The sequence below is a fragment of the Luteibacter sp. CQ10 genome, from assembly GCF_040900725.1.
Classification (GTDB): Bacteria; Pseudomonadota; Gammaproteobacteria; order Xanthomonadales; family Rhodanobacteraceae; genus Luteibacter.
The window spans coordinates 57,619-78,612 of the sequence record NZ_JAEUYM010000003.1 but is presented as its reverse complement, the minus strand read 5'-3'; the positions used below and the strand labels follow the sequence as shown (position 1 = coordinate 78,612).

Genomic DNA, 20,994 nt, shown 5'->3' with positions numbered 1-20,994 from the left:
CCTACTTAGGCACCCTTCAGTCGTATAGATTCCAATATACCGGCATAACGTGCCGCGACCCGCCTCCAGTCGAACCGCTCAAAAAGTTCACTCCTGGATACGCAATTTCGGTCTTCCGTTGAATCATCCAGCAAAGCAGCCACAGAGGTAGCTATCTCATCCGCGTTGCCGGCAGCGACCCGAAATACGCCGGAAATGCCCTCGGTGACATCGGATGTGGCGGGAACATCTGTCGTCACGACGCGACATCCAGAACCTAGGGCTTCGACCAATACGAGACCCAGTCCTTCCTGGTCACCGGACGATGCTGCCCGGAAGGGCGCGACGAACACGGAGGCTCGCCGATAAAAGTCCGGTAGCGCAGAAGACGGGACCGGTCCGACGAAGTCTACGGAATCTTCAATACTCAGGTTCTTCGCCAATTGTCGCAGCGCTACTTCTAGCGGCCCATGACCAACGATCGCGAGCCTCGCACCAGGACGCCGCATGAGGATCTTGGGCATGGCCTGGAGCAGCATGTCCACGCCTTTCTTTTCCACCAGCCTCCCCACATAGAGCAGTTGATCGGGATCACGTGGCGTTGCCGATGAAGGAGTGAAGCGTTCAGTCAAATCGACGCCCATGGGAGCAACCACAGGATCTTTCCCATTCCGAAGATATGCTGTCGCGGCCACCATCGCTCGGCTAACCACGGTAACTTCGCTAGCGTTGCGCAATACCCACCGTTTCAATCGCATGGCTATGCGACCTTTTAATGCGAATAGATCGGCACCATGCGAGGTCACGAGATACGGCTGCCCAAGCAACCGTGCGACGATTCCCGGCAATACGATCCAATGCGCATGCACCACGCTCCCCTTCGTGGCGAATCGTCGTGCGGTCAACCACTGCATCGCAAAGAAGCCGGGCACCAGCAACCATTTCCACGGCGATCGCCGCAGGTGCGTCGTAATCCCGCCATCCTGCACCAGCGTTTCCAGCGATGTCGGCGCATAGCGATAACGCACCACTGTGACGCCATCGAGCACTTCGCGAGGCAAGGCGCCTCGCGCATGTGGCACCACGGCGACCACGTCGAAGCGATCCGTCAAGCGCCGCGCCAGTTCATGGACGAAACCAGGTTCGTGGTCGCCCTGCCAACGCGGATAGGTGGTTGCCAGCACCACCAATCGCGGACGAGGCGCCTCAATCATCGCGACGATAGGTGAGCGAGGTGATCTGCTCGGAAACCAGGCCGATCAGGAACACGATCGCCGCCGCACTCCACATGAGCGTGCTGCCGTTGGTCAGGCGTCCTTGGGTAATGAAGGTCCAAGCGTAATTCGTGCAGCCCAGCAGGAAGAACACCGCACTGATGGGGACAAACAACTTCAACGGCGAATAGAGCGTGGCGATCTTGAAGATGATCAGTAGGAAACGCACACCGTCCTTGAGTGGTTTGATGTGACTCTTCCCCACCCGCTGCGCGGCCTTGATCGGCTCATACGCCACGCCGTAAGCACTTCGGAAAAAAGCCATGGTGCTCGTGGTGGGATACGAAAAGCCGTTCGGCAGCAGATGCAGGAACTCACGAAAGCGATTCGCCCGGACTACGCGGAAACCGGACGTGAGATCCGCCACAACGTGCCCCGTCATCCGGCTAGCCAGCCAGTTATAAAGCGTATTGGCCAACCCACGCCCCACCCCCGCCTGGCTCTCCCAGTCCCGAGCCCCCACCACCATGTCGTACCCCTGCCCCAACCGCGCGACCATGCGATCGATATCGGCGGGATCATGCTGGCCATCCCCGTCCATGAACACCAGGATCTCGCCCCGGGCGGCGCGCGCCCCGCGCTTGATCGCCGCCCCGTTGCCCATGGAATAGGGCGAGGAAAGACAAACCACCCCCTGCTCCGCGCACAGCGCGGGCGTGCCGTCGGTGGAGCCGTCGTCGACGACGATCACCTCGGCGCCGGGCTGGGCGACCTTGAGGCGCGGCAGGAGGTCGCGCAGCGCGGCGGCCTCGTTCTTGGCGGGAAGGATGATGCTGATCTGGCTCAAGAGGGGTTCCCCAGTGGAACGCCGATGATAAGGGAAAGGCCGCCCACGCGCCGGATCGGACGGGGCTTGCCGCGGCCTTCACGCTCCCATGGCGTGACCGGTCACACGTTCTGGAGTAGATTTCCGCACGAATCTCGGGGTTAACGGAAGCCATCATGGTTTCAAACATGCAGCAACCCATGCTCGCCGGCCTGACGGGCATGGCACGGCGATTGGTGACCGAGGGCGTACTGCCCGAGGCCGACGTGCGCAAGGCGGTGCAGGACGCCGCCGAGAAGCGCGTGTCCCTGTCGGCCTGGCTGGTCGACCACAACCTCGTGGACAGCGGCCGCCTCTCCCAGGTGGCCTCGGCCGAATTCGGCATGCCCCTGATGGACCTCGGTGCCATGGCCCCCGCCGGCATGCCGCTGGACCTCGTCACCGAGGCCTTGATCTCCAAGCACCAGGCGCTGCCCCTGTTCAAGCGCGGCAAGCGCCTGTTCGTGGGCATCGCCGATCCCATGCAGTCCCACGCGCTGGACGAGATCAAGTTCCACTCCAACCACATGGTGGAGCCGGTGCTAGTGGAGCGCGCGCAGCTGCGCCGGGTGATCGATTCGGCCCTGTCCACCATGAGCAGCAACGTGCCGGGCTTCGGCGACGACGGTGGCCTGGAAGAACTCTCGCTGGAAAGCGGCGACGACGATGCCGACGGCGGCGCCAGCACGGGCATCGACGCCAACGCCAACGACGACGCCCCGGTCGTCAAGTTCGTCAACAAGATCCTGGTCGACGCCATCAAGCGCGGCGCCTCCGACATCCATTTCGAGCCGTTCGAGTCCGTCTACCGCGTGCGCCTGCGCATGGACGGCATCCTGCGCATCGTGGCCAACGCCCCCATCAAGCTCGGCACGCGCATCGCCTCGCGCCTGAAGGTGATGAGCGGCCTGGACATCGCCGAGCGCCGCGTGCCGCAGGACGGCCGCATCAAGCTCAACCTCACCAAGACCCGCGCCATCGACTTCCGCGTGAGCACCTTGCCCACGCTGTTCGGCGAGAAGATCGTGCTGCGTATCCTCGACGGCTCGTCGGCCAAGCTGGGCATCGACAAGCTCGGCTACGAGGAGGAGCAGAAGAAGCTCTACCTCGACGCCATCGAAAAACCCTACGGCATGGTGCTGGTCACCGGCCCCACGGGCTCGGGCAAGACCGTCTCGCTCTACACCGCCCTCAACATCCTCAACGTCGAGGGGCGCAACATCTCCACGGTGGAAGACCCCGTGGAAATCCGCGTCGAGGGCATCAACCAGGTGCAGCAGAACACCAAGCGCGGCATGACCTTCGCGGCCGCCCTGCGCTCCTTCCTGCGCCAGGATCCGGACGTGATCATGGTCGGCGAAATCCGCGACCTGGAGACCGCCGAGATCGCCATCAAGGCCGCGCAGACCGGCCACATGGTGCTGTCCACCCTGCACACCAACGACGCGCCGCAGACCATCGCCCGACTGATGAACATGGGCATCGCGCCCTACAACATTACCTCGTCGGTCACCCTGATCATCGCCCAGCGCCTGGCCCGCCGCCTCCACGACTGCAAGCGGCAGGTGCACCTGCCGCCCGCCGCCCTGCTCGCCGAGGGCTTCACCCAGGAGGAGATCGACGCCGGCATGACGGTCTACGAGCCGGTGGGCTGCGACGGCTGCAACGAGGGCTACAAGGGCCGCGTGGGCATCTACCAGGTGATGCCGATGGTCGAGGACATCCAGAAGATCGTGCTGGAGGGCGGCAACGCTCTGCAGATCGCCGAGGTGGCCAGCCGGGCCGGCATCAACGACCTGCGCGCCTCGGCCCTGCTCAAGGTCCGCAACGGTGTGACCAGCCTGGCCGAGATCAACCGCGTCACCAAGGATTGATGTTGCGTCGCGGCCCCGTCAGGATGTGCGCCATATGGCAGAAAAATAAGCGGAAAGTCGTTCAGACTATCCGCCGGTGCGGGGCGCCACAGGGCGCCTTCGTGACAGATTGACAGGGGGAATACCGCGAATGGCTCTCGCCACCGCCAAACAGAACACCCGGGCCGTGGGCGCCGCGCGAGCGGACGTGTCCAAGCTCACCATGTACGACTGGAGCGCCCTGGACAAGCGCGGCAAGCGCATGACCGGCGAGATGCAGGCCAAGAACGCCGCACTGGTGAAGGCCGAGCTGCGCCGCCAGGGAATGAACCCGCAGACGGTCCGCGAGAAGTCCAAGCCACTGTTCGGATCCAGCGGCTCGAAGGTGAAGCCGCGCGACGTGGCGATCTTCAGCCGGCAGATCGCCACGATGATGGCCTCGGGCGTGCCCATGGTGCAGGCCTTCGACATCATCGCCAGCGGCCAGAAGAACGTCCGCTTCAAGAAGATCCTCACCGACGTCAAGACCAACATCGAGGGCGGCGCCTCGCTGCACGAGGCCCTGGGCCAGTACCCGGTGCAGTTCGACGAGCTGTACCGCAACCTCGTCCACGCCGGCGAATCGGCCGGTGTGCTCGATACCATCCTCGATACCGTGGCCACCTACAAGGAACGTACCGAGGCGATCAAGGGCAAGATCAAGAAGGCCCTGTTCTACCCGGCCATGGTGATGGTCGTGGCCTTCCTGGTCACGATGATCCTGCTGCTTTTCGTGGTGCCGGTGTTCCAGCAGACCTTCAAGGACGCCGGCGCCGACCTGCCGGTGCCTACCCTCGTCGTGGTGAAGGCCTCGGAGTTCGCGCAGTCGTACTGGTGGCTGATGCTCGCGGTGATCGTCGGTGCCGGCGTGGCCTTCGTCATGGCGAAGAACCGTTCGCCGAAATTCGCCCATTTCCTCGATCGCCTGTCGCTGCGCATTCCGGTCATCGGCAACGTGCTGCGCCAGTCGGCCCTGGCCCGCTTCGCCCGTACGCTGGGCGTGACCTTCCAAGCCGGCGTGCCCCTGGTGGAAGCCCTGGAGGCCGTCTCGGGCGCCACCGGCAGCATCGTCTACGGCGAGGCCGTGCTGCGCATGCGTGACGACGTTTCGGTGGGCCACCAGCTCCAGCTCGCGATGCGCCAGACCGACCTCTTCCCGAACATGGTGGTGCAGATGACGGCCATCGGCGAGGAGTCCGGCTCGCTCGACTCGATGCTGTTCAAGGTGGCGGAGTTCTACGAGGAAGAGGTCAACAACGCGGTGGACACGCTCAGCAGCCTGCTCGAGCCGTTCATCATGGTGATCCTCGGCGGCCTCGTGGGCGGCATGGTCATCTCGCTCTACCTGCCGATCTTCAAGATCGCCGGCACGACGTAAGCCGCCCTCGCAAAGGGCACAATAACGGGCCCTCCCCGGACAGGCGGAGGGCCCTCTCATATCCACGGACGCCTCATGCCGGATTTACCGCTTCCCCTCTGGATCGCCTTCGCCACCGTCTTCGGGCTGATCGTGGGCAGCTTCCTCAATGTCGTGATCCTGCGCACCCCGCTGCGCATGCAGTGGGAATGGCGCCGCCAGGCCCGCGAGGTGCTCGAGCTGCCCGAGGTCGACGAGCCGAAGCCGCCCGGCGTGGCGCTCGAGCCGTCGCACTGCCCGCACTGCAAACACCGGCTATCGGTGCGCGACAATATCCCCCTGTTCGGCTGGCTGTTCCTCCGTGGACGCTGCCGGTACTGCGGCGAACGCATCTCGGCGCAATACCCGCTCGTGGAAGCGATCGCGGGCGTGGCCAGCGCGCTGGTGGTGTGGCGCTTCGGCATCGGCGCCGGCACGCTCGCCGCCCTGCTGTTTACCTACCTGCTGATCGCGCTGTCGGGCATCGATGCCCGCACGCAGCTGCTGCCCGACGAACTCAACTATCCCCTGCTGTGGATCGGCCTGGGCCTTACGCTCGTTCCCGCGTGGCAGCCCCTGCCGGTGGAGCCGTCCTCGGCGATCCTGGCCGCGCTCGTCGGCTACCTCAGCCTGTGGAGCATCTATTGGCTGTTCAAGCTGCTCACGGGCAAGGAAGGCATGGGCCACGGCGATTTCAAGCTGCTGGCCGCCCTGGGCGCATGGATGGGGCCGACCGCCCTGCTCCCTATCGTGTTGCTGTCGTCGTTGATCGGGGCGATCGTGGGCGGCACGCTGATGGTTCTGCACCGCCATGACCGCGACGTGCCGATGCCCTTCGGCCCGTATATCGCCGCGGCAGGCTGGGTCTGGCTGATGTGCGGAGACACCCTGCTGAACGGCTACCTGCGGCTGACGGGGATGCAATGAGCCGCGTGATCGCCCTCACCGGCGGCATCGCCTCGGGCAAGAGCGCGGTGGAACGCCGCTTCGAGGCGCTGGCCGTGCATGCTTACGACGCCGACGTGGCGGCGCGTGCCGTGGTCGAGCCCGGTTCGCCTGCGTTGGCGGAAGTCGCCCGCCTGTTCGGCGCGGAGGCGCTGGACGCCGAAGGCCGCCTCGATCGCGCGGCCATGCGCCAGCGCGTGTTCGACGATCCCTCGGCGCGGGCCCGGCTGGAGGGCATCCTGCATCCGCGCATCCGCGAGTGGCTGCGCGCGGCGGTCGAAGCCGATCGCGGCCCGTATTGCATCCTGTCGATCCCGCTGCTGGCGGAGAACCATGCGCAGTACGCATGGGTGGATCGCGTACTGGTGGTGGATGCGCCGGAGGACGTGCGCGTGGCGCGGCTGGTGAAGCGCGACGGCATCGACGAGGCGCTGGCGCGGAAGATGATCGCGGCGCAGGCGTCGCGGGAACAGAGGCTGGCGATCGCGGATGACGTGATCGTCAACGATGGGGATGAGGCGGCGTTGGATCGGCAGGTGGGCGAGCTGCACGATCGGTACGTCCTGCTGGCGAGAAAATCGTAGCGATACGGCGGCTTTTTCGCCGATACGATCGGCGAACTCCCGGCGTCTCAGGTCAGCGACGCCGCCGCCAGCCTCTCGGCCACGAATTCTTCCGCCGGTACGGGCCGTCCGATGTGGTAACCCTGCACCACGTCGCAATCCATCTCCACCAGCCTCAGCAGCGTTTCCTCGTTCTCCACGCCTTCGGCCACGGCTTCCATCCCGAGGCGATGCGCTACCTCCACCATCGCGCGCACGAGTTGCTCGGTGCGCACGTCGGTGGTCATGGCGCTCACGAACGAGCGGTCGATCTTCAGTTCCGTGGCCGGGAAATGGCGCAGGTAGGCGAACGAGGCGTAACCGGTGCCGAAATCGTCGATGGCCACGCGCACGCCACGGTCGCGCAGGCGGCGCAAGCCACGCACGCTCACGTCGAGGTCGGTGAGCAACGCCGTTTCGGTGATCTCCACGATGGTGGACTCGGCCGGTACGCCCCAGATGTCGAGCGCGCCGAGGATGTGCTCGGCGAAGCCATGCTCCACGAACACGCGCGGGGAAAGGTTGATCGCCACGTCGAGCGGGCACTGGCCCCGATGCAGCGAGGCCACGTGGCGCAGCGAGGCGTTGAGGCTCCAGCGGGTGAGCGGCACGATCAGGTCGCTGCGCTCGGCGAAGGGGATGAAATCGCCCGGCGCCACGTCGCCGTGCATGGGCGTGCTCCATCGCGCCAGCGATTCCACCCGCACCATCTCGCCGCTGCGCAGGTCGCGCAGCGGCTGGAAAGCCACGTGCAGGCGATTGCCCTCGATGTCTTCGCGCAGCTCGCCGTAGAGGATCTCCACCGGCGTCACGTCGGGCTCGTAGATGGCGAATGGCTCGCCCAGTCGCACCGCGTCGTCGTGAGCCATCTCGGCGCGACGGTAGAGCCACTCGGCGGAGTTGCCGTGGTCGGGGTGCATCGCCACGCCGATGGTGATCCGCCCGTGCCAGGGACGCTCGGGATGCGGCAGCGGGGTGTCGAAGGCGCCCACGATGCGGGTGGCCGCGAGCATCGCGTGCGTGCGATTGCGCACGGCCGGCAGCACGATCACGAAATTGTCGTCCCCGGCGACGAACACCTTGTCGACGTGGCGCAGGGCGTCGACGATGCGTTCGCGCGCGGCGAGCATGATGTCGTTGCCGAAACCGTAGCCGAAGCGCAGTTGCAGTTCGCGCATGCCCTTCAGGCGCACCACCAGCACGGCGCACAGGCCCGTATCGGGTACCGCGCGGTCCAGCATGACCTGTACCGCGGGAAGGATGTGGGACCGCTCGCTCATGACCTGATGATTCCCCTCGGATCGATGCCGTGACTGCCGAACGGAAGGGTACGCTGGATCTCCCTGCGCACGCCGCCCTCCTGTTGCATGAGGTCGACGACGACCGGCTCGCCGATTGCCTGCTTGTCCGCGCGGCTGAGCAATGCTACCCGTGGCTGCAGGCGCCGTGCAGGGTTCTGCATCACCACCACCGCCACCTCGCCCGTGTTGAGCTCCACCAGCGACCCCGTGGGATAGACGCCGATGCAGGCCTGGAACTGCTCCACCAGCTCCCCCTGGAACTCGCGGTCGCGCCCGGCGTACATGTGCCGGACGGCGTTGTGCTGCGACACCGGGGCGCGGTACGGCCGGTCGGCCGACATCGCCTGGTAGGTGTCGATGATGGCCGCGATGCGGCCGGCCAGGGGAATGGCCGTACCGACGAGGCCGTTCGGGTAGCCGGTGCCGTCGAAGCGCTCGTGGTGGGTGGCGACCATGTCGCGCACCTCGGCGTCGGTGACGCCGGCTCGGTCGAGGATGGCCATGCCCTCCTCCACGTGCTGCCGGGCCTGCGCCCACTCCGCGTCGTTGAGCGGACCGTCGCGCTCGAGCACCTCCGGCGGCAGGCGGCACATGCCGACGTCGAGCAGGAGGCCACCCTTGGCCAGGCTGACGATGGCCTCCTCGTCGAACCCCATGTGGCGTCCGAAGGCGGCCGCGAGGCTTCCGCAGCCCACCGCCCGGCGGTAGGCGTAACCGTCGCGGCGACGCAGGCTTTCCACCCAGAGGAAGGCGTCGGCGCTGCGCAGCACACTGCTGACCATGGGCCGGACGGCGGCGTCGAGCGCCTCCCGGTCGAAGCCGCCCTCGTTGCGCACGTCGCGCATGAGGCGGCCGGTGAAACCATGCATCGCCTCGAAGGCTTCCTCCGCTCGAGGCAGTTCCTCGGCGTGGGTGGCCGTGTCGGCATAGGTCTGTCGCGAGACCAGGCGCAGGTTGAGCGCCGGGCGCGGGGCCGCGGCGGTGACGACGCGCGCCGGCATGACGCGGCGCTGCATGTCGACGAACACGTACTTGCAGAAGCGGCTGAGCCTCTCGATGTCGTCCCGCGAAGTGATCGGCACGCCCGCTATCGGAAACGGGGTGTCGGACCACTCGCAATCGAGGCGGCTGACGTACATGCCGACTTCCAGGTCGGACACGAACACGCGCCTCTCCACCAGATCGTACGCCACTTGCCACTGCTCCTTCGGTTCGAACGATGACGCACCTGACCGCCGCGACGCATCCCCTCCCGGTGCGTCGCATTCAGCTGAACAGCATGCCGAATTTGCCTCCCCCGGGGCTACCCACGGTCGACCCGGGCCTTATCGGCCGGTTCAGGGGAAACTGAAGACCCTCGGGAACATGTCAGGAAAAAGGGCGATACCCGGTCTTCTGGGGCAAGCCCATCCAGGCATCGTCCCAAGGAGACGCCCCATGAACCGCCTGATTCCCGTGCTCCTGCTCGCCCTGACCGCCTGCACCGCCTCGGCCCGCGACGAGGGCGTGCGCCTGCCTCCCCCCTCGCTCGATGCCGCGACAGCCACCGGCGACGCCACGGCCGTCTTCGCCGGCGGCTGCTTCTGGGGCGTCGAGGGCGTGTTCCAGCACGTTCGCGGGGTGAAAAGCGTGCGCACCGGCTACGCCGGCGGCGACGCGGCCCATGCCAACTACGACGACGTCAGCGATGGCGACACCGGCCACGCCGAGTCGGTGAAAGTCGTCTACGACCCCGCCCAGGTCACCTACGGCCAGCTGCTGCAGGTGTTCTTCTCGGTGGTGCAGGACCCCACCCTGCTCAACCGCCAGGGGCCCGACAGTGGCACCCAGTACCGGTCCGCGATTTTTTACGGAACGCCGGAACAGAAGAAGGTCGCCGACGCCTATATCGGCCAGCTCACCGCCGCGCATGCGTTTTCCGGGCCGATCGTGACCCAGGTGGTACCGCTGAAGGGCTTCTATCTTGCCGAAAACGAGCATCAGGACTACATGCGGCTGAACCCGGATACGCCGTACATCGCGATCAACGACAGGCCGAAGGTGCTGGCGCTGGAGAGGATCTATCCGGAGCGGTATACGCCTGCCTGGGCTAACGGCCGGTAAGCCGCTTCGCCGATGCGATCGGCTCCCACCCCTCCGGTAGGAAGCTCGCTACCGAAGGGTGGGAGCCGACCGTGTCGGCGAATCAAGGGTGCAACACCGTTACCCGATCATAGGCAGGTTCAACCCCTGCTCCTTCGCGCAGGCCACGGCGTCGTCATACCCCGCGTCCGCGTGCCGCATCACGCCCGTGCCCGGATCGTTCCACAGCACGCGGGCGATGCGCTTGTCCGCCGCCTCGCTGCCGTCGCAGACGATCACCACGCCGCTGTGCTGGCTGTAACCCATCCCGACGCCGCCGCCGTGATGCAGGCTCACCCAGGTGGCGCCGCCGGCCACGTTGAGCATCGCGTTCAACAGCGGCCAGTCGCTCACCGCGTCGCTGCCGTCGCGCATGGCCTCGGTCTCCCGGTTGGGGCTGGCGACCGAGCCCGAATCCAGGTGGTCACGGCCGATCACCACCGGCGCCTTGAGTTCGCCGTTGCGTACCATCTCGTTGAAGGCCAACCCCAGGCGGTGGCGCTGACCCAGGCCCACCCAGCAGATGCGCGCGGGCAATCCCTGGAAACGGATGCGCTCGCGGGCCATGTCGAGCCAGCGATGCAGGTGCGGATCGTCGGGGATCAGCTCCTTCACCTTGGCGTCGGTCTTGTAGATGTCTTCCGGATCGCCCGACAGCGCCACCCAGCGGAACGGACCCACGCCGCGGCAGAACAGCGGACGCACGAAGGCGGGCACGAAGCCGGGGAAGGCGAAGGCATCGCCCAGGCCCTCGTCCTTCGCCATCTGGCGGATGTTGTTGCCGTAATCGAAAGTGGGCACGCCCTGCGCATGGAAGGCGAGCATCGCCTCGACGTGGCGACGCATCGAGGCCTTGGCCGCGCGCGACGTACCGGCCGGGTCGCTCTTGCGACGCTCGAACCATTCCTCCACCGTCCAGCCCGACGGCAAATAGCCGTTGACCGGGTCGTGGGCGCTGGTCTGGTCGGTAACCGCGTCGGGCCGCACGCCACGGCGCACCAGTTCGGGCAGCACGTCGGCCGCGTTGCCCAGCAGGGCCACGGACACCGCGCGGCCTTCCTTCGCGTAACGCTCGAGCCTCGCCAGCGCATCGTCGAGGTCGCTGGCCTGTTCGTCGACGTAACGCGTCTTCAGGCGGAAATCGATGCGGCTCTGCTGGCATTCCACCGTGAGCGACGACGCGCCGGCGAGGCTCGCCGCCAGCGGCTGCGCGCCACCCATGCCACCCAGGCCGGCGGTGAGGATCCACCGCCCGGCGAGACGGCCGCCGTAGTGCTGACGCCCCATTTCCACGAAGGTTTCGTAGGTACCCTGCACGATGCCCTGCGACCCGATGTAGATCCACGAGCCGGCCGTCATCTGGCCGTACATCATGAGTCCCTTGCGATCGAGTTCGTTGAAGTGCTCCCAGTTGGCCCAGGCGGGCACGAGATTGGAATTGGCGATGAGCACGCGCGGCGCGTCCGGGTGCGACGGGAAGACACCCACCGGCTTGCCTGACTGCACCAGCAGGGTTTCGTCGTCGCGCAATTCGCGCAGGGAGCGCAGGATCGCGTCGAAGCATTCCCAGTTGCGCGCCGCGCGGCCGATGCCGCCATACACCACCAGTTCGGCCGGATTTTCCGCCACCTCGGGATCGAGGTTGTTCTGCAACATGCGGAACGGGGCTTCGGTCAGCCAGCTCTTGCAGGTGAGTTCCGAGCCGCGCGGCGCGCGGACGGTTCGGGTGGTGTCGATGCGCGTCACGGCCGTCATCGGGTGCTCCGTCAAGGCGGGAAAGCGCCGATTATGGGCGGCGGCCTTCACGGGCCGCCATACGCGATGCAGCAATCAGCGGCCGGTGCTCGACGTGCCGGCCGGCGGTGGCGGCTGGCCCGGGTGGCGGTCGTTGTACCGCTTGACCTCGTCGTCCTGCTTGGAGCGGTAGAGGTTCTGCTGGGTGCGGTTGGCGTTGTCGAGCTGGCTGCGCAGCGCCGGATCAGTGGTGGCGTTCATCTGCCGGTTGACGTTGTCCTGCTGCAACTGCTGCTGCACCGCGTTCTGGCGTTGCTGGCTCTGCACCCGGGATCGATCCACCGCGCGCTGCCAGTCCTGCTGCGCCGAGGAGGGCGCCCTGTAGACCGGCCGCTGGGGCTGCCCGGCGGGGCGGGAGGGTTGCTGGGGCTGCGTCTGCGCGAGCGCCAGGGCGGGAAGCGCGGCGGCGAGCAGGAACAGAAATTTCTTGCGTGATGAATTGGTCATCGTCCTGGTCCATCATTTCGGGGACTGTTTCCAGACTACGTTCCCCTACATGAATCCTGCGTTTTCCTTTCGGTGGCGCCTCGCCGCCGTATGGCTGTTCGGCCTGATCACCGGCTGCGCCCAGCAACTGCCCCGCCCCGCCGCCCCGCCGCATCCCGTGCTGCTCGTCTCGATCGATGCCTTCCGGTCCGATTACCGCGAGCGCGGCCTCACGCCCAACCTCGATGCCCTGGCCGACGACGGCGCCCACGCGCCCTACATGCTGCCGTCGTTTCCCTCGCTGACCTTTCCCAACCACTACACGCTGGTCACGGGCCGCGTCCCCGACCGCAACGGCATCGTGAACAACACGATGCGCGACCCGGTGCTGGGCAAATTCAGCCTTTCCCGGCACGACGCCACCAGCGACGGCCGCTGGTGGGCCGATGCCGAGCCGATCTGGGTGACGGTGCAGAAACACGGCCTGCACACGGCCACGATGTTCTGGCCGGGCACCGAAGCGAAGATCCACGGCGTCCGGCCGGATCACTGGATTCCGTTCGACGATTCGCTCACCTCGCGCCAGCGCGTGGACAAGCTGCTCGCCTGGATCGACGAACCCGGCGCCGCGCCCGTCTTCGACACGCTGTATTTCGACGCCGTGGACCACGCCGGGCACGAGCACGGCCCGGATTCGCCGGAAGTGAACGCGGCACTGCGGGAGGTGGACGATGCCCTGGGCTACCTGGTGGCCGGGCTTCGCCGCCGGGGGCTCTACGACCGGATGAACATCGTGGTGCTGTCCGACCACGGCATGGCCTACGTGCCCAAGGGCAACATCGTATTCGCCGACCAGGAGACCGACCTGGACGACCTCGAGCCGGTGTCCTACGGCGTCATGGCCACGTTCGATCCCAAGCCCGGCCACGACGACACCCGTGCCGTGGCCCGCCTGCTCGGCCCGCATGAGCACATGACGTGCTATCGCCGCGAAGACCTGCCCAAGCGGCTCGACTACGGCACCCACCGCCGCGTGCCGGCGTTCCTGTGCCTGGCCGACACTGGTTGGGCGATCACCAGCCACGAGGTGCTCGCCCGGCGCAAGGACCCGATGTCGCTCGGCGAGCACGGCTACGACAACCTCGATCCGACCATGCGGGCGCTGTTCGTGGCGCACGGGCCGGACATCGCCCGGGGTGTCACCGTGGCGCCGTTTCCCAACGTCGACGTCTATCCCTTGCTCATGCACCTGCTGGGCATCCCAGCCCTGCCCAACGACGGGCACCTGGACGACGTGAAGGGCGTGCTGGCGCCCCGGGACCGGGGAATCCCGTAGAATTGGGGGCATGCGCCAGATCTATACCTCGCCCCGCCATGACAACATCGACCGGATCGTGGCCCTCCTCGCCGAGCACGACGTGGAGACCACGGTCACCAACCGGTCGAACTGGAACCGCTCGTCGTACCAACGGTTCAGCTACTCGCAGCGCAACGACAACCGCGAGTCGTGGCCCCAGGTCTGGGTCAAGAGCGCCGACGACTTCCCGAAGGCCCGCGCCCTGCTGAAGGACATCGGCATCGAGCCGGTGGTGCGCTTCCAGGAAGAACTCCGCGTCCACCGCAATCCGGGCTTGCAGCCGCCCGCGCAGCGCACCGCATCGCGCGTGCGGCTGATGGTGCTCGCGATCGTCGCCGGCGTGGCGGTGGTGGCGGTGCTGAAGGCCACCCAGGTCCTCTGAATGGACGGCGCTGCCGCGTCCACGCCTGCCCACCGGATCCTCCGCGAACGCACGCGCGACGCGCACGAGGCGGTGGAAGCCGCCGAGGGTATGCGGCGGTTGATGGATGGGCGGATGGACCAGGCCGGCTATGAGGTGTTGCTGGCGGCGCAGTTGAAGTTGTTTCGGGAGTGGGAGGCGGAGCGTGGGAAGTGGCTTGCGGGTATCTCTCCGCATTGGCTCTATCTTTCCCGTATTGCTGCCCTCGAGACCGACACCCGCTTCTGCGGTGGCCAGGTTGCGACACGGTCAGGGATCGCCGATGAATCGGCTCCTACCGAGCAAGGGCCGGCACCGTACCGCACCCCGCTCGGTAGGAGCCGCTTCAGCGGCGATAGCCAGGACGCGACGAACTGGGGCGAACTCTACGTCATCGAAGGCTCCACCCTCGGCGCCCGTCTCATCGTCAAGCATCTGCGCGAACGCTTCCCCGCGCACCCTCACCGCTACTACGCCATGGGCGAAACCACACCTGCCCGCTGGCGCCGTTTCCAGTCCCTCCTCGACGCCGAACTGACGGACGACGATGCCCGGCATCATGCCGTGGAAGGTGCCCACCACATGTTCGCGCGCTTTCGACAAGCGCTACAGGATCCTGCCGCCCATGTCTGAGCTGCCCGACCTCACCGCCTGCGATCGCGAACCGATCCACATCCCCGGCTCGATCCAACCCCATGGGGTGTTGCTGGTCGTGGACACGGCGACGCGGTCGATCATCCAGGCCAGCGAAAACGCCCCCGAACTCTTCGGCACGAACATCGGCGCCCTGCTCGACGCCCCCCTGGACGACGTGCTGACCTTACCGGCAGACCTGTTCGACGACGACGAACGGCCCGCGCACAGCGCCTGGGTGCGGGTGGGGTTTCCCACCTGCGCGCACGATGCCGACTGGTATGCCTGCGTGCACGCCTACGACACGCGATGGATGATCGAGATCGAGCCGCGCGAGGCGTATTTCGAGGACGACCCGATCCGCGTCGCTTACGAACTGGCGCGTAAGCTTGAGAACGATCCCACCATCGAGCGCGCCGCGGCCCGCATGGCTCGCAACCTGCGCAACGTGCTCGGTTACGACCGGATCATGGTCTACCGCTTCGACCACGAGTGGAACGGCGAAGTCGTGGCCGAGGCGCGCCGCGAGGATCTCGAGGCCTATCTCGGCCTGCACTACCCGCATACCGATATCCCCGCGCAGGCCCGCGCCCTCTACCTACGCAACCGCGTGCGGCAGATCAGCGACTGCAAGTACGTGCCGTCGCGCATCCTGCCCGCCTACGATCCACAGACGGGCGAAGCCACCGATCTCTCCGACGTGTCGTTGCGCAGCGTGTCGCCGGTGCACCTGGAATACCTCGGCAACATGGGCGTCACCGGCACGCTGGTGGCCTCGATCATTACCGGCGGTCGCCTGTGGGGCCTGATCTCCTGCCACCACTACAGCCCCTTCTTCGCCGACCACCAGATGCGCGAGGTCGCCGATGCCATGGCGCGCTCGTTCGCCGCGCGCGTGGCCGCCATCGAGGAACTCGATCACATCGAGATCGAAAGCACTTTGCTCACGGTGCGTGAGAAGCTCATCACCGCGTTCAACGAGAGCGAGCGCGTGGATCCGGACCTGCTCGCTTCGCTGGCACCGGAATTGCTCGACGTGGTGGACGCCGACGGCGTGGCGGTGTTCATCGGCCCACGCGTGATCCGGCACGGCATCCTGCCCGACGAAGCCACCTTGCTGCGCATCCGTCGCGCGGCCGGCGACGAAGAACTCAGCGGCAACGACGGCGTGGTGGGTGTGCTGCATACCGACGCCCTCGGCGCGCGATTCCCCACGTTGGACGAACCCGCCGCCACCGGAACCGCCGCCGGGATCATCTACATGCCGCTGGAATCGGGCGCGTCCACGGCAGCGCTCATGTGGACGCGCACGGAGCAGGTTCGCCAGGTGCGCTGGGGCGGCAATCCGTCGCTCTCCAAGCTGGAGACCATACCCGGCGCGCGCCTGTCGCCGAGGCAGAGCTTCGCCACGTGGCAGGAAACCGTGCGCGGGCGTTCACGCCCCTGGTCTCGCCAGCACCTGGATTCGGCGCGGGGCCTGCGTGTGCTCATCGAGCTGATGTCCGCGCGTAATCCGGCCGCCTGAGGCCCGCGCCGCGGTGACATCGGCTTTCGCGGAGCGCTATAAGATGACTCCATGACCGACCGCGTCCGCCTCTTCCAGACCCTGCCGCACACCTGCGGCTACTACGCCGAGCGGACGGCGCAGAACCTCGTCGTCGATCCCGGCGCGCCGAATCTCGACCGTCTGTACGGCCCCGCCCTGTCCAAGGGCTTCCGCCGCGCGGGAGGGCACCTCTACCTGCCGCAATGCAACGGCTGCCAGGCCTGCGTACCCTGCCGCATCGACGTTGAGCGATTCGAGCCCAATCGCACGCAACAGCGCTGCCTGAAGCGCAACGCCGACCTGACGGTGATCGAGGCGATGCCGGGTTTCACGCACGAACGGCATGCGTTGTACCAACGTTATCTCCAGGCGCGGCACAGCGGCGGCGGCATGGATTCGGCCGACGCCGACGATTTCCAGCGATTCCTGAGCGCACCGTGGAGCCCGACGCTGTTCCTGGAATTCCGCCGGGACGATCGCCTGCTGGGCGTGGCCGTCACCGACGTGCTGCTGGCCGGCGTCTCGGCGGTCTATACCTTCTTCGATCCCGACGAATCGTCGCGCAGCATCGGCACCTTCGGCGTTCTCCAGCAGGTGGACCTCGCCAGGCGTCGCGGCATTCCCTACCTCTACCTTGGTTTCTGGATCGCCAACCATCCCAAGATGGATTACAAGCGCCGTTTCCACGCACTCGAAGTGCGCCGCCACGGCCGCTGGATCGCGATGCCCGATTAGGGCGAACGGATGGCGTCGCTGCCTCGAACACAAGGCGCTGGGTTCCTGCGTGCGCAGGAACGACGACCCGCAAGATTCGACCCACATACGAAACAACCTCACGTCGTTCCTGCGCACGCAGGAACCCAGCGCCGTGAGCCCGGTTATCGCCGATGGGTCGGCGGGCTCTCGGCACGCGCCAGCGCCCAGCGCGAGATCACCCGGTGGATTTCCTCCACCCCGTCGAACAACGCCGCCGGCCCCGGCTGGAGAATCAGGGGCGACTTGATCTCGTGCAGTTCGCCGTCGCGCACGGCAGGCACGTCGGCCCAACCCGGACGCGCCGCCACGTGTTCCGGCCGAAAGCGCTTGCCGCACCACGAACCCAGCACGATGTCGGGCGAGCGCCGCACCACTTCCAGCGGATCGGCGAGGATGCGCTGCTTCGCCAGCGGCTCCTCGAGCAGTTCGGGAAACACGTCGTCCCCGCCGGCGATGCGCACCAGTTCGCCGACCCACCGGATGCCGGTGATGAGCGGCTCGTCCCATTCCTCGAAATACACGCGCGGACGGCTCGTCAGCGTCGCGGCGAGTGTCGCGATGCGGGCAAGGTTCGCTTCGGCCAGATCGGCCAGCGCATGCGCTTTCGGCGCTGCGCCCACCATCGCACCCAGCCGACGGATGTAGGCGACGATGCCTTCGACGCTTCGGTGGTTGCTGATCCACACCTCGACGCCCGCCCGGATGAGATCACGCGCGATGTCGGCCTGGATGTCCGAAAAACCGATGACGAGGTCGGGTTTCAGGTCGAGGATCGGGCCGATCTTCGCGCTGGTGAACGCGGATACCTTCGGCTTTTCCTTGCGCGCGCGGGGTGGCCGCACGGTGAACCCGGAGATGCCGACGATGCGGTGCTCCTCGCCGATCGCGTAGAGGACTTCCGTCGGCTCTTCGGTGAGGCAGACGATGCGTTGCGGATAGGCGTCCGGCATCAGTGCCCCGAAACGGTGATGGTGATTTTTCGCTGGTGGGCTTCGTGGCGGTGCTCGTAGAGGAACAGGCCCTGCCAGGTACCGAGCAACGGGCGGCCGTTATGCACGGGCACGGACACCGATACGCCGGTGAGCACCGATCGCACGTGAGCGGGCATGTCGTCGGGGCCTTCGTCGCGGTGGCGGAACAAGGGATCGCCATCGGGCACCAGGCGGGCGAAGAACCGCTCCAGGTCGGCCACCACGGTGGGATCGGCGTTCTCGCCGATCAGCAGCGATGCGCTCGTATGCTGCACGAAGACGTGCGCGATGCCCGTGCCCACGCCGCTGGCGGCGACGGCTTCGGCCAGGCGGTCGGTAACCTCGACGAGCGACCGGCCGCGCGTATGCACGGTAACGGTGGACTGTGCGACGTGCTGGACGGGCTGGGCGCGGCTCATGGCGACCTCACGGATAGAGCAGGCGGGAGGTCCAGCTTGTACCGTCACCGGTGTGCACGATGCGTTCGTGCAGGCGGAAGGTGGCGCCGTACCAGAATTCGACGCGATCGGGCTCCACGAGGTAACCGCCCCAGTGCGGCGGACGGGGGACGTCGCGGCCCTCGAACTCCTTCTCGAAATGGGCCACGCGATCGTCGAACGTCTGCCGGTCGGGAAGCGCCTGGCTCTGCTTCGAGGCCCAGGCGCCGATCTGGCTGCCCCGCGGGCGCCTGGCGAAGTACGCATCGGATTCGTCCGCGCCGGTCTTGGTGGCGCGACCCTCGAAACGCACCTGGATGCCCTCGCGGATCTGCTTCCAGTGGAAGCACAGCGCGACCTGCGCGTGCGAGGCGATCTGGTTCGCCTTGTCGCTTTCGTAGTTCGTGAAGAAGCGCAGGCCTTTTTCGTCGAAGCGCTTGAGCAGCACGATGCGCGAATGCACGCGACCGTCCCGGAACGTGGCCAGGTTCATCGCCGTGGGTTCGCGGTCGCCGCTGGCCTTCGCTTCATCGAGCAGGCCGCGAAAGGTGTCGAGGATCTCGGGAGTGAGCATGACGGGCTATGCTTGACGGCCATGGAAGCCCACGATGCTAGCACGCTGGCCGATGCCGTCCTCGCACGTTTTGTCGCGCCGGGCGGACGGGCCCGTACGCCGTTCGTGCTGGGCGTGTCGGGCTTGCAGGGCAGTGGCAAGAGCACGCTGGCGGCCGGCCTCGTGGCGCGGGCCGGGGAACTCGGCTGGGGTGCCGTGGCCCTGTCGCTGGACGACGTCTACCTCACGCGCGCCGAGCGCGACACGCTGGGCCGGGAGGTCCATCCGCTGCTGCGCACGCGCGGCGTGCCCGGCACCCACGACCTCGCCCTGCTCGGTTCCACGCTCGATGCGCTGGGCAAGGCATCCGTCGAGGCCCCCGTCGCCGTGCCGCGCTTCGACAAGGGCCACGACGATCGTTACGACGCGCACCGGTGGCCGGTGGTGGCCGAGCCGCCCTCCCTGGTGGTGCTGGAAGGATGGTGCCTCGGGCTGGATCCGCAGGACGCCGCCGCGCTGGCCGAGCCGGTGAACGCGCTGGAACGCGACGAGGACGCCGATGGCACGTGGCGGCGCTGGGTCAATGCGCGCCTGGCAGGATACGCGTCGATCTGGCGAAGACTCGATGCGCTGGTGGTATTGCAGGCACCGTCGTGGGAGGTGGTGGCGCGTTGGCGCGACGAAGCCGAGCGGCCGTTACGCGAACGCGGTGAGCCGCGGGCGATGGATGCCGATGCGTTGTCGCGGTTCCTGCAGCATTACGAGCGGCTGAGCCGGCATGCGTTGGCGACGCTGGGGGCGAAGGCCGACTTATTGCTCGTTTTGGATGAGGACCGTCGCGTCACCGCTCCATTGGCTTTTCGCCGATACGATCGGCTCCCACCCCTCCGGTAGGTAGCTTGAGGGAGACCAGCTACCGAAGGGGTGGGAGCCGATCGTATCGGCGAATCCAGGTCGCGATATCACCGCAACAGCGCGGCGTAGCCTTCCCGCGCATCCGGCCACCGGCACCGAAACCCGCTCGCCCGCAGCAAGGCGTTCGACAACCGCTTGCTGCCGACGCCCGCCGGCGCCGGGCCATCCGGCGGCGCGGGCACGCCCAGGAGCCCGGCCACGTGGTCGTAGAGCACGTCGATCGGCAATGGCGTGTCGTCCACCCCGACGTAGACGGGCGCCGGCGATTCCAAGGTGAGCACATGGGCCAACGCCGCGGCCGCGTCGTCCACGTGGATGCGGTTGGCGTACGCACGCGTTCCACGCGGCACCGCCGCCTTGCCCTCACGCAGGCGGTCGAACAACTGCGTACGCCCCGGGCCATACAGACCAGCCAACCGTACCGCCAGCCCATCGGGGCCGAGCAGGCTTTCGGCCTCCCGCAATACGCGTCCGTTGAAACCCGGCGGGTCGGTCGGCGTGCGCTCGTCGACCCAGCCGTCGCCATGCTCGCCGTAGACCGCCGAGGAAGACACGAACACGGTCCGCTTCGGCGGCCCGGGCAACGCCGCGACCAGATGCCTCAGGCCGTCGACGAACAGGGCGCGGTAGGCCGCCTCCTCGCGCCGGTCCGGCGCCGGGGCGAACACCAGCGCATCCACGGCGGGCAAGCCACGCAGGGTCTCCGGCCGGGTCAGGTCGCCGCGCACCCAGCGCAAGCCATCGCCCGCATCCGCGACCTCGCTGCGTCGCAGGGCATGCACACGATGTCCGCGGTCGGCGAGCAGGCGCGCGGTGCGCAGGCCGACGTCGCCGGCCCCGGCGACGAGGACGGTGTGATATCTCGGAGGCGGGCTTGTTGCTAGCATGGGA

Annotated in this window: 21 protein-coding genes; 11 read left to right on the top strand and 10 right to left on the bottom strand. The window is 67.1% G+C overall.

Annotated features, from left to right (window positions below):
• Nucleotides 1-5: 5 nt before the first annotated feature.
• Nucleotides 6-1,163 carry a glycosyltransferase gene (locus JNG39_RS13315; RefSeq protein WP_368312054.1) on the bottom strand — a complete coding sequence of 386 codons (1,158 nt, stop codon included), beginning with the start codon at nucleotides 1,161-1,163 and terminating at the stop codon, nucleotides 6-8.
• A 22-nt stretch (nucleotides 1,164-1,185) separates the two neighbouring features.
• Complete coding sequence (locus JNG39_RS13310) at nucleotides 1,186-2,040, bottom strand: glycosyltransferase family 2 protein (RefSeq protein WP_368312053.1); 855 nt, start codon at nucleotides 2,038-2,040, stop codon at nucleotides 1,186-1,188.
• A 155-nt stretch (nucleotides 2,041-2,195) separates the two neighbouring features.
• Here JNG39_RS13310 and pilB point away from each other — a divergent pair, with 155 nt between their 5' ends.
• The 4 genes from pilB to coaE all read left to right on the top strand — a co-directional run bounded on the left by pilB (nucleotide 2,196) and on the right by coaE (nucleotide 6,875).
• Entirely contained in the window at nucleotides 2,196-3,932 is a 1,737-nt protein-coding gene (gene pilB, locus JNG39_RS13305; protein ID WP_368312051.1) for a type IV-A pilus assembly ATPase PilB, read from the top strand.
• 130 nt (nucleotides 3,933-4,062) lie between these two features.
• Nucleotides 4,063-5,328 (top strand): type II secretion system F family protein, encoded by a 1,266-nt coding sequence (locus JNG39_RS13300; RefSeq protein ID WP_368312049.1) that lies wholly within the window; start codon nucleotides 4,063-4,065, stop codon nucleotides 5,326-5,328.
• Nucleotides 5,329-5,403: 75 nt separating this feature from the next.
• Complete coding sequence (locus tag JNG39_RS13295; RefSeq protein ID WP_368312047.1) at nucleotides 5,404-6,273, top strand: A24 family peptidase; 870 nt, start codon at nucleotides 5,404-5,406, stop codon at nucleotides 6,271-6,273.
• Nucleotides 6,270-6,875 carry a dephospho-CoA kinase gene (gene coaE / locus JNG39_RS13290; RefSeq protein WP_368312045.1) on the top strand — a complete coding sequence of 202 codons (606 nt, stop codon included), beginning with the start codon at nucleotides 6,270-6,272 and terminating at the stop codon, nucleotides 6,873-6,875. The genes JNG39_RS13295 and coaE overlap by 4 nt, the downstream gene beginning before the upstream one ends.
• Before the next feature lie 47 nt (nucleotides 6,876-6,922).
• On the opposite strand, the gene JNG39_RS13285 is transcribed toward coaE, so the two are convergent.
• Complete coding sequence (locus tag JNG39_RS13285; RefSeq protein ID WP_368312044.1) at nucleotides 6,923-8,173, bottom strand: putative bifunctional diguanylate cyclase/phosphodiesterase; 1,251 nt, start codon at nucleotides 8,171-8,173, stop codon at nucleotides 6,923-6,925.
• Nucleotides 8,170-9,387: an HD-GYP domain-containing protein gene (locus JNG39_RS13280; protein ID WP_368312043.1), complete on the bottom strand. Its 1,218-nt coding sequence runs from the start codon at nucleotides 9,385-9,387 to the stop codon at nucleotides 8,170-8,172. Before JNG39_RS13280 ends, JNG39_RS13285 begins: the two co-directional genes overlap by 4 nt.
• A gap of 244 nt (nucleotides 9,388-9,631) precedes the next feature.
• On the opposite strand from JNG39_RS13280, the gene msrA reads away from it, so the two are divergent.
• Nucleotides 9,632-10,297 (top strand): peptide-methionine (S)-S-oxide reductase MsrA, encoded by a 666-nt coding sequence (msrA, locus tag JNG39_RS13275; protein WP_368312042.1) that lies wholly within the window; start codon nucleotides 9,632-9,634, stop codon nucleotides 10,295-10,297.
• A 99-nt stretch (nucleotides 10,298-10,396) separates the two neighbouring features.
• Here msrA and hutU read toward each other — a convergent pair whose 3' ends face one another.
• Nucleotides 10,397-12,070: a urocanate hydratase gene (gene hutU, locus JNG39_RS13270; RefSeq protein WP_368312041.1), complete on the bottom strand. Its 1,674-nt coding sequence runs from the start codon at nucleotides 12,068-12,070 to the stop codon at nucleotides 10,397-10,399.
• 75 nt (nucleotides 12,071-12,145) lie between these two features.
• Nucleotides 12,146-12,556 carry a hypothetical protein gene (locus JNG39_RS13265; RefSeq protein ID WP_368312039.1) on the bottom strand — a complete coding sequence of 137 codons (411 nt, stop codon included), beginning with the start codon at nucleotides 12,554-12,556 and terminating at the stop codon, nucleotides 12,146-12,148.
• A 49-nt stretch (nucleotides 12,557-12,605) separates the two neighbouring features.
• Between JNG39_RS13265 and JNG39_RS13260 the strand changes: the two genes are divergently transcribed.
• Genes JNG39_RS13260 through JNG39_RS13240 form a run of 5 tightly spaced genes read left to right on the top strand, consistent with a single transcriptional unit; the run spans nucleotide 12,606 to nucleotide 17,206 of the window.
• Nucleotides 12,606-13,871: an ectonucleotide pyrophosphatase/phosphodiesterase gene (locus JNG39_RS13260; protein ID WP_368312036.1), complete on the top strand. Its 1,266-nt coding sequence runs from the start codon at nucleotides 12,606-12,608 to the stop codon at nucleotides 13,869-13,871.
• A gap of 10 nt (nucleotides 13,872-13,881) precedes the next feature.
• Nucleotides 13,882-14,274 carry a hypothetical protein gene (locus tag JNG39_RS13255; RefSeq protein ID WP_368312034.1) on the top strand — a complete coding sequence of 131 codons (393 nt, stop codon included), beginning with the start codon at nucleotides 13,882-13,884 and terminating at the stop codon, nucleotides 14,272-14,274.
• Nucleotides 14,275-14,925, top strand: a complete 651-nt coding sequence (locus JNG39_RS13250; protein WP_368312033.1) for a biliverdin-producing heme oxygenase — start codon at nucleotides 14,275-14,277, stop codon at nucleotides 14,923-14,925. It abuts the gene before it with no gap.
• Complete coding sequence (locus tag JNG39_RS13245) at nucleotides 14,918-16,450, top strand: GAF domain-containing protein (protein ID WP_368312031.1); 1,533 nt, start codon at nucleotides 14,918-14,920, stop codon at nucleotides 16,448-16,450. The genes JNG39_RS13250 and JNG39_RS13245 overlap by 8 nt, the downstream gene beginning before the upstream one ends.
• A 51-nt stretch (nucleotides 16,451-16,501) precedes the next feature.
• The gene (locus tag JNG39_RS13240; RefSeq protein ID WP_368312028.1) at nucleotides 16,502-17,206 is read left to right on the top strand and encodes an arginyltransferase; all 705 of its coding nucleotides are present in this window, start codon (nucleotides 16,502-16,504) and stop codon (nucleotides 17,204-17,206) included.
• Nucleotides 17,207-17,349: 143 nt separating this feature from the next.
• On the opposite strand, the gene JNG39_RS13235 is transcribed toward JNG39_RS13240, so the two are convergent.
• From JNG39_RS13235 to pdxH, 3 genes are read right to left on the bottom strand one after another with little or no spacing between them, the layout of a single operon-like run.
• Nucleotides 17,350-18,177 carry an ABC transporter substrate-binding protein gene (locus tag JNG39_RS13235; protein WP_368312025.1) on the bottom strand — a complete coding sequence of 276 codons (828 nt, stop codon included), beginning with the start codon at nucleotides 18,175-18,177 and terminating at the stop codon, nucleotides 17,350-17,352.
• On the bottom strand, nucleotides 18,177-18,617 hold the full coding sequence (locus JNG39_RS13230) for a secondary thiamine-phosphate synthase enzyme YjbQ (protein WP_368312022.1): 441 nt from the start codon (nucleotides 18,615-18,617) through the stop codon (nucleotides 18,177-18,179). Before JNG39_RS13230 ends, JNG39_RS13235 begins: the two co-directional genes overlap by 1 nt.
• A 7-nt stretch (nucleotides 18,618-18,624) precedes the next feature.
• Nucleotides 18,625-19,209 carry a pyridoxamine 5'-phosphate oxidase gene (gene pdxH / locus JNG39_RS13225; RefSeq protein WP_368312020.1) on the bottom strand — a complete coding sequence of 195 codons (585 nt, stop codon included), beginning with the start codon at nucleotides 19,207-19,209 and terminating at the stop codon, nucleotides 18,625-18,627.
• A 21-nt stretch (nucleotides 19,210-19,230) separates the two neighbouring features.
• Here pdxH and JNG39_RS13220 point away from each other — a divergent pair, with 21 nt between their 5' ends.
• Nucleotides 19,231-20,082: a kinase gene (locus tag JNG39_RS13220; protein ID WP_368312018.1), complete on the top strand. Its 852-nt coding sequence runs from the start codon at nucleotides 19,231-19,233 to the stop codon at nucleotides 20,080-20,082.
• Between the two features lie 68 nt (nucleotides 20,083-20,150).
• Here JNG39_RS13220 and JNG39_RS13215 read toward each other — a convergent pair whose 3' ends face one another.
• The gene (locus JNG39_RS13215; RefSeq protein ID WP_368312016.1) at nucleotides 20,151-20,990 is read right to left on the bottom strand and encodes an NAD-dependent epimerase/dehydratase family protein; all 840 of its coding nucleotides are present in this window, start codon (nucleotides 20,988-20,990) and stop codon (nucleotides 20,151-20,153) included.
• Nucleotides 20,991-20,994 lie beyond the last annotated feature (4 nt).